Annotated in this window: 8 protein-coding genes and 1 pseudogene; 7 read left to right on the top strand and 2 right to left on the bottom strand. The window is 76.4% G+C overall.

Annotated elements, in window-relative coordinates; translation table 11 throughout:
* Nucleotides 1-128 precede the first annotated feature (128 nt).
* From ABZW03_RS32830 to ABZW03_RS32850, 5 genes are all read left to right on the top strand, one after another.
* A complete protein-coding gene (locus ABZW03_RS32830; RefSeq protein WP_355266513.1) occupies nucleotides 129-1,064 on the top strand; it encodes a methyltransferase domain-containing protein in 936 nt (311 codons plus the stop codon).
* Nucleotides 1,048-1,608 (top strand): GNAT family N-acetyltransferase, encoded by a 561-nt coding sequence (locus ABZW03_RS32835; RefSeq protein ID WP_355266516.1) that lies wholly within the window; start codon nucleotides 1,048-1,050, stop codon nucleotides 1,606-1,608. The genes ABZW03_RS32830 and ABZW03_RS32835 overlap by 17 nt, the downstream gene beginning before the upstream one ends.
* A gap of 69 nt (nucleotides 1,609-1,677) precedes the next feature.
* Complete coding sequence (locus ABZW03_RS32840) at nucleotides 1,678-2,091, top strand: hypothetical protein (RefSeq protein WP_355266518.1); 414 nt, start codon at nucleotides 1,678-1,680, stop codon at nucleotides 2,089-2,091.
* A gap of 55 nt (nucleotides 2,092-2,146) precedes the next feature.
* A complete protein-coding gene (locus ABZW03_RS32845) occupies nucleotides 2,147-3,373 on the top strand; it encodes a histidine kinase (protein ID WP_355266521.1) in 1,227 nt (408 codons plus the stop codon).
* Nucleotides 3,370-3,978, top strand: coding sequence for a response regulator transcription factor (locus tag ABZW03_RS32850; RefSeq protein ID WP_355266524.1), 609 nt, complete (start codon nucleotides 3,370-3,372; stop codon nucleotides 3,976-3,978). Before ABZW03_RS32845 ends, ABZW03_RS32850 begins: the two co-directional genes overlap by 4 nt.
* Before the next feature lie 70 nt (nucleotides 3,979-4,048).
* On the opposite strand, the gene ABZW03_RS32855 is transcribed toward ABZW03_RS32850, so the two are convergent.
* Nucleotides 4,049-5,041: an alpha/beta hydrolase gene (locus tag ABZW03_RS32855; protein WP_355266527.1), complete on the bottom strand. Its 993-nt coding sequence runs from the start codon at nucleotides 5,039-5,041 to the stop codon at nucleotides 4,049-4,051.
* Between the two features lie 93 nt (nucleotides 5,042-5,134).
* Complete coding sequence (locus tag ABZW03_RS32860; RefSeq protein WP_355266530.1) at nucleotides 5,135-5,533, bottom strand: VOC family protein; 399 nt, start codon at nucleotides 5,531-5,533, stop codon at nucleotides 5,135-5,137.
* Nucleotides 5,534-5,704: 171 nt separating this feature from the next.
* Between ABZW03_RS32860 and ABZW03_RS32865 the strand changes: the two genes are divergently transcribed.
* Both ABZW03_RS32865 and ABZW03_RS32870 read left to right on the top strand, forming a co-directional pair.
* The gene (locus ABZW03_RS32865) at nucleotides 5,705-6,721 is read left to right on the top strand and encodes a WYL domain-containing protein (protein ID WP_355266533.1); all 1,017 of its coding nucleotides are present in this window, start codon (nucleotides 5,705-5,707) and stop codon (nucleotides 6,719-6,721) included.
* A gap of 171 nt (nucleotides 6,722-6,892) precedes the next feature.
* Nucleotides 6,893-7,882 (top strand): annotated as a pseudogene (locus tag ABZW03_RS32870) (hypothetical protein); the annotation flags it as partial.

Consider the following 7,882-nt stretch of genomic DNA (forward strand, 5'->3'; position numbering starts at 1 on the left):
TGGGTGTCGTCCGGTGGTCCCCGGGCCAGGTGGTCTAGCACCAGGGGCGGGCCCGGAGGCAACGGATGTTGCGTGGTGGGGCAAGGAATGTTGACGGTGGGCGGCGGTGGTCCGTACAGTGCCGGGCCGTGGAGACGGGTGATCTTGGGCGGCGGGTGGCGGAGGATGTGGCCGGTGGGGGCGGGGTGGAGGGGCTGCGGCGGTTGTCGGGGGTGATCGGGGCGCTGGAGGAGCGGCGGACGGAGCTGGTGGAGGAGCTGCGGCGCGGGCGGGAGGCGACCTGGGAGGAGATCGGGCGGGCCTGCGGGATGACGCGGCAGGGGGCGACCAGGCGGTGGGCCGGGCGGCTGCGGGCGCGGTCGTTCGGGACGGCGGCGGACGCGTACCAGCGCGGCCGGCCGGGCTATCCGCGGGCGCTGGTCGGTTCGGCGGTGCCCCGGGAGGCCCGCCGGGTGCTGGAACTGGGCGCGGGGACGGGCAAGTTGACCGGGTTGCTGGTCGAGGCGGGCCTGGACGTGGTGGCGGTCGAGCCCGACGAGGGGATGCGGGCGCGGCTGGCCGCGGCGGTGCCGAAGGCGGCGGTCCGGGCGGGCTCGGCCGAGCGCATCCCGCTGTCGGACGCCACTGTGGACGCCGTCGTGGTGGCGCAGGCCTGGCACTGGTTCGACCCGGCGGTCGCGGTGCCGGAGATCGTCCGGGTGCTCGCCCCCGGCGGGACGCTCGCGCTGGTGTGGAACGTCCGGGACGAGTCCGAGCCCTGGGCCGCCGCCCTGGGCGCCCTGATGCACCGTTCGGCACCGCAGCGGATCGACACCCGGCCCGTCCTCCCGGCGCCGTTCGGCGCGCCCGAGCGGCTGGAGATCGCCTGGGAGCACCTCACCACCCGGGCCGGGATCGTCGACATGGTCGCCTCGCGCAGCTACGTGATCGCCATGCCGGAGGACGAACGGGCCCGCCTGCTGGCCGACGTCGAACAGCTGCTGGCCACCCACCCGGACCTGGCCGGCCGGGACGAGATCGCCCTGCCGTACGTGACGAGGTGCACCCGTGTCCGTCTCGGCTGAGCAGGTCACCCTCCGCCCGCTGGGCGTCGCGGACGCCGGACCGTACCGGGCCTTCCGCCTCCGCGCGCTGCGCGAGAACCCGAGCGCCTTCACCTCCAGCCACGCCGAGGAGTCCGCCAGCCCGCTCACCGCGACGCTGCGCCGGCTGGCCGACGCCGAGGAGGGGCCGGGCGCCCTGCTCGGCGCCTTCGACGGCACCGGCGCCCTGGTCGGCACCGCCGGGCTGAAGGTGCCGCGGCGCAGCCAGGAGCGGCACAAGGGCACGCTGTACGGCATGGCGGTGGCCCGCGGTGCCGCCGGCCGGGGGATCGGCCGCGCCCTGGTGCGCGAGGTGCTGCGCACGGCGGCTGCGGACGGGCGGCTGCGGCAGGTGCTGCTGACCGTCTCCGAGGGCAACGAGCCGGCCCTGCGGCTCTACACCGCCTGCGGCTTCGAGGTCTGGGGCCGGGAGCCGAGGGCCGTGCTGGTCGACGGACGGGCGGTCGCCAAGCTGCACATGGTGCGCCTGCTGGACGCCGCCCCTGCGGGGGCGCACGCCCGCTGACAATTGTCATGGCGCAGGGGTGCGCGAACACACTGCCGGGGCAGCAGGCCCGCGACCAGCATGGATGCCATGACCTCCACCGACCTGCAGCACCCCGACACCCGTCGGGCCCTTCGCACCGTGCGGCTGCTCGTGCTCGCCTACCTCGGCCTCAGCATCGTCACGCTGGCGGCCGCCGTCGCCCTCCGTGACCACCGTGCGGTGGTGAACGAGGCGGTGCTCGTCCGCGGCACGATCGTCGTGGCCAGCGCCGCCCTCACCCTCCTGCTGACCGTCAGGGCCGCCAACGGATCCCGGGGCGCGTTCCGCCGGTTGCGGATCCTCTCGGCCGTCATGCTCGTCGCCATCGTCACGATCATCGCCCTGCCGGGGACCTTCCCGGTGTGGATGAAGATCGAGCAGGGCGTCTGCGGGCTCGCCCTGCTGGGCGTGGCCGCGGTGGTCAACGGACGGTACCTGCGTAGCCTGTTCGCCAGGCTCTGAGGAGGGGGACGCGAAAGTGACGGGCCTCGACCGCGACCGTTCGGACGCGGATGGCGTGACCACGGACGTCCGCCGGGAGGGGGCGCTGCCGAGCCACGCCCAGCGCTGGAGCCGGGGTTGGCGCCGCCTCCTGCTGGGCAGCGGGATGACGGTGTTCCCCGGGCTCACCGCGGTGGCCGTGGGCGGCACCGTCTCCGGGGCGGCCGCGGTGGCCGGGTACGTCGTGGTCGGGGCGTTCTGCCTCTGCTACGCGCTGCTGGCCCTCGCCCTCGGGCTGGGCCGGCGCCGCCGGGCAGCGCACCTGCTGGCGGTGATGACGGCGCTGTTCCTGGCCGCGCTGCCGTTCGCCCACGAGGACGCGTTCTTCCTCGCCACCGTGATCGTCTCGGTGATCGCGATCCAGTGGCGTGCGCAGGCCGCCCGTGCCGTGGCGGCCGGTACGGTGGCCGCCCTGGTGGTGCCCTGGGCGGTGCGCCCGTGGCACACCGGGCCCGGCGGATTCCAGGCGCTGGCGCTGCTGTTCACCTCGCTCACCTGCGGCGCCTTCGCCGAGATCGCCGCCACCAACAGCGCCCTGGTCGCGGCTCGGGCCGAGGTGGCGCGGCTCGCCTCGGAGGCCGAGCGCAACCGGATCGCCCGGGACCTGCACGACCTGCTGGGGCACTCCCTCACCGCGATCACCGTCAAGTCGCGCCTCGCCCAGCGGCTCGCGGGCAAGGACCTGGAACAGGCGGTGGCGGAGATGGCCGCCGTCGAGGGCCTGTCCCGCCAGGCCCTGTCCGACGTCCGCGCCGCCGTGAGCGGCTACCGCGAGGTGACGCTGGTCGGCGAGCTCTCCCGCGGGCGCGAACTGCTGCGTGCCGCCGGGGTGGTGGCCGATCTGCCGTCGGCGGCGGACGCCGTCGCGCCGGGGGAGAGCGAGCTGTTCGGCTGGGTGCTGCGGGAGGGGATCACCAACGTGGTCCGGCACGCCCGGGCCGAGCGCTGCTCGGTGCTGCTGACCGCCGGCTCGGTGGAGATCCGCGACGACGGAACCGGAACCGGCACCGGCGCCGGCACCGGGGGCGGCCCGGGTGACGGCAAGGGCCTGACCGGGCTGCGGGAACGGGTCGCCGCGGCGGGCGGTACGGTCGAGGCCGGCCCGTTCGGCCCGCGCGGGTGGCGGCTGCTGGTCACCGTCCCGCCGGGCGGCCCGCAGCCGGGAGCGCCGGGCCGCGACGGGCCGCACACCGGCAGGCCCCACTCCGGCCGGCCGGACTCCGGCCACGAGGGGACGACATGACGATCCGCCTGCTGCTCGCCGAGGACCAGGAGCTGGTCCGTACGGCGCTGCGCACCCTGCTCGACCTGGAGGACGACTTCGCCGTGGTCGCCGCCGTCGGCCGCGGCGACCAGGTCGCGGAGGCGGCCCGGGAGCACCGGCCGGACGTCGCCCTGCTGGACATCGAGATGCCGGGGCTGGACGGCCTGGCCGCGTCCGCCGTGCTGGCCCAGCAGGCGCCGTGGTGCCGGGTCGTCATCCTCACCACCTTCGGTCGCGCGGGCTACCTGCGCCGGGCCATGGAGGCAGGCGCGGTCGGCTTCGTGGTCAAGGACGCCCCGGCCGAGGTGCTCGCCGACGCGATCCGCCGGGTCGCGGCGGGGGAGCGGGTGGTGGACCCGGAGTTGGCGGCCGCCACCCTCGCCGCCGGCACCTCCCCGCTCACCGCCCGGGAACGCGACGTCCTGAACGCCTCGCGCTCGGGCGCCGGGGTGGCCGAGATCGCCGCCAAGCTCTACCTCTCCGAGGGGACGGTCCGGAACTACTCGTCCTCGGCCATCGCCAAGACCGGCACCCGCAACCGCACCGAGGCGCTGCGGGTCGCCGACGAGCGTGGCTGGCTCTGAGCGAGGGCCGACCGGCGGCCGGCCAGGACCAGCCAGAGCCGTGCAGGACAGGTGCAGGTTCGGCCCGGGCTCAGGGGCGGAGGACGCGGCGCAGCCAGCGGGTGCGGGCGTCGTGGGCGTCGCGGCTGAGGGCCGCGTGCGGGGCGAGGGTGTCGAAGCCGTGGCAGGCGCCGGGCCAGACGTGCAGTTCGGCGTCGCCGCCGGCCCGCCAGATCGCGTCGGCGTAGGCGACGGCCTCGTCCCGGAAGGTCTCGGCGGAGCCCACCTCGACGTAGGCCGCGGGCAGCCGGGACAGGTCGGTGGCGCGGGCCGGGGCGGCGTACGGCGGGAGGTCCGCGGCGCCGTACCGGTCGCCGAGCACGGCCTGCCAGGCGGTGGCGTTGGAGGTGCGGTCCCAGGTGTCGTGGCCGGCCAGCTGGCGGCTGGAGAAGGTGCCGCCGCGGTCGTCGAGCATCGGGCTCAGCAGCAGCTGGCCGACCGGCGCCGGGCCGCCGCGGTCGCGGAGCAGCAGGGCCAGGGCCGCGGCGAGCCCGCCGCCGGCGCTCTTGCCGCCGACGACCACGCGCCGCGCGTCCACGCCCAGCTCGTCCGCGTGCTCGGCGGCCCACCGGAGCCCGGCGTAGCAGTCCTCGACGGCCCCGGGGAAGCGGGTGCGCGGGGCCAGCCGGTACTCGACCGACACGACCGCCAGCCCCAGGGGCAGCGCCCACCCGCGCAGCAGCCGGGGCAGGACGGAGAAGGCGTTGCCCGTCACCAGCCCGCCGCCGTGCAGGTAGTAGAGCAGCGGCAGCTCCTCGCGGACCCCGGCGGGCCGTGCGCTGACCAGGGTGACCTCGCCGTCGCCGTCGGCCCGCGGCACGCGCAGCTCCGTCACCTCGAACCGGCCGCCGTCGCGCAACTGCTCCGGCGTCGGACGGGGCCGGGCGGCGGCATCGGCCTCCTGCCAGGCCGCCAGGCGCTCCGGGGTGAGCACCTGTCGGGCCCGCCCATCGGCGGCCGCCAGGGCCGCCGCCACCTCCGGATCCAGCGGCGGCACCCGCGGAGCCTCGGATCCACCCGTCATCGGCACCCCCTTGCCACGGGGCGCCCCCCGGCGCCCTCCCGGCACAGCCTGCCATCCCCGTCCGCACGGCTGCGCGGCACCCCGGGCGTTCGGTCAGCGGGTGAACTTCGCGCGGGCCGCCGGGGTGACGGGGGTGAAGAAGTTGACGAGGTTGCCGTCGGGGTCGCGGAACAGCAGTGAGCGGTTGCCCCAGGGCATCGTGGTGGGCCCGGCGACGACGTCCGTGACGAACCCGGCCAGGTCGAGGGCGACCCGGTCCACGTCGTCGACGAGGAACTCGGTGATCACGCTCTGATTGGCCGCCGGCCGGGCGGAGCCGGGGGCGAACAGCGGGACGGTGCGGGTGCCGGCGATCGCGAGCGTCGCGCCGGCGGGCCGGAGTTCGGCGAAGTCCTCGGTGGCCCACTGCGCCCGGACGGCCAGGGCCCGTTCGTAGAAGCCGACCAGGCGGGCGACGTCGGCGGTGATGATGCGGATCGAAACGAAGTCCACGGGAGGTCTCCTCGGTCGTGCGGTCGGGTGCGCACGTGTTCATGCGCTCAGGCGCTCATGCGCTCAGATGCTCAGGCGCTCAGGCGCTCAGGCGCTCGTTCGCTCGTGCGATGGGCAGACTAGGCGGGATAGTGGACAGAACCGGTCCACTATTCGCCCTAGGCTGTCGGCATGTCCCGACCCACCGGCCGTGTCCTGACCCTGCTGGAGCTGCTGCAGTCCGGCGGCACCCGGACGGTGGCCGAACTCGCCGACCGGCTCGGCGTCGAGGGCCGCACCGTGCGGCGCTACGTGGACCACCTGATCGACCTCGACGTGCCCGTGGAGTCGGTGCGCGGCCGGTACGGCGGCTACCGGCTCGCCCCCGGGCACCGCCTGCCCCCGCTGATGCTCGGCGAGGACGAGGCGCTGGCCGTGCTGCTCGGCCTGCTCGCCGGCCCCCGGGCCGGACTGGCGCCGGCCGAACGCACGGCGGGCGAGACCGCGGCGGCCAAGATCCGCCGGGTCCTGCCCCGGCACCTGGCCGGCCGGCTCGACACGCTCCTGGACGCGCTCTCCTTCACCGACCGGCCCGGCACCTCCACGGCCCGGCCCGGCGGGGCCGCCCCACCGGACACCGGGGCACTGCTCACCCTCGCCGACGCGGTCCGCCACCGGCGGCCGGTCTCGCTCAGGTACACCGACCGCGGCGGCCGCCCCAGCGAACGCACCCTGCACCCGTACGGGATCGTCGCCCACGCGGGCCGGTGGTACGTCACCGGCGCGGACGCGGGGATCGGCGAGGACCGGACCCTCCGGCTCGACCGCGTCACGGACGCCAGGACCCTGCCCGGCTCCTTCGACGCACCGGCCGGGCCCGACCCGGCCGAGCGCCTCCTGGCGGCCCTGGCCGCGGCCGACTACCGGCACGAGGTGAAACTGCGGATCCACGGGACGCCGGAAGGGATCCGCCGGCACCTCCCCGAGAGCGTCGCGACCCTGGAGGAAACCGGACCGGAGCCCGGGATCGTGACGGAGACGGACACCGACCGCTGGCTGCGCGTCGAGCTCCGGGCGGAGCGGCTCGACTGGCTGCCACCGGTGCTCGCCGCGATGGATCGGCCCTTCGTCATCGAACGCCCCGAGGAACTGCGCACCCTGGTGGCCGCCCTCGCCGACCGCCTCGCCGCGCACGCCCGCCGGGCCTGAGGACGGGCCCAGGGGCCGGCGCCCGCTCCCCGTAGGCGAATTCGGGGGAGCGGGCCCCGGGGTTTCCTCAGGGTGCCGGGAGCGTAACCCGGGCCACTGACACTGCCCCGCTGACACCGCCCCCTCTGGCACGCCGCCCCGGTGTCGGTCCCGGCTGCGAGGATCCCGGCCATGGATCTCACCACCGCCCTCGCCGGGCTCGACGACCACCCCTGGGCCGACGTCTCGCACGCCTACGGCTCCGCCGAGGACCTGCCCGACCTGCTGCGCGCGCTCGCCGAGGGCGACGGCGAGGCGGCCGAGGAGGCGGTCTCCGAGCTGTACGGGAGCATCCTCCACCAGGGCACGGTGTACTCGGCCAGTGCGGACGCCGTGCCGTACCTGGCCCGGATCGCCGCCGCCGGGATCCGGAGCGAGGACGTGCTGTTCCTGCTGGGCGGGCTGGCCGAGAGCGAGGACGAGTGGGAGGTGGCGGACGGCGCCGTCCGGGCCGCCGTGGCCTCCCAACTGCCGCTGCTGCTCCCGCTGTTGGCCGACCCGGACGAGAGCGTCCGGCTGGCCGCCGCCTGGGCCGTCGGCCACACCGGGAACGGCGGGAACGGCGCGGCCGGCGGGGACGACGGGGCCGCCCGGGCCGCGTCGGCCGCCCTGCGGGAGCGCGGGGCCGCCGAGCGGAACCCGGACGTGGCCGCCGAACTGCTCGTCGCCCTCGGCCGGGTGGATCCGGGCGCGGCCGCCGAGCAGGCCCGGGCGCTGCTCGGCGAGGGGACCGCGGTGCCGCTGCGGCTGGCCGCGGTCCTGGTCTGCCTGCGGAACGAGGAGCGCTGGGAGGCCGTCCACCACGCGGCCGTGCTCGGCTTGCTGCCCGCCCGCGGGCTCACCGTCGACCGCTACAGCGTCCACCACCACGAACTGCTGTACGCGGTCGTCGACTCCCTGCTGGACCGTGACACCGACACCGACCGCGAGGCGGCCCTCGCCCTGCTGGAGGCCGCGCTGCGCGATCCGCGCCCCGAGGTGCAGGCCGAGGCCCTCTGGGCGGCCGACCACGCCTGCTACCTCTCGCGCAGCGCCCCGGCGCGGCTCGTCCATCTCGAACGCGGCGGTGACGGTCTCGATCAGCACGGTCGCCCTGATCGTGCCGTGGGGGATGCCGAGTTC

Origin of the sequence: Kitasatospora sp. NPDC004799, from assembly GCF_040609095.1 — a bacterium.
In the GTDB taxonomy this organism is placed as follows: Bacteria; Actinomycetota; Actinomycetes; order Streptomycetales; family Streptomycetaceae; genus Kitasatospora.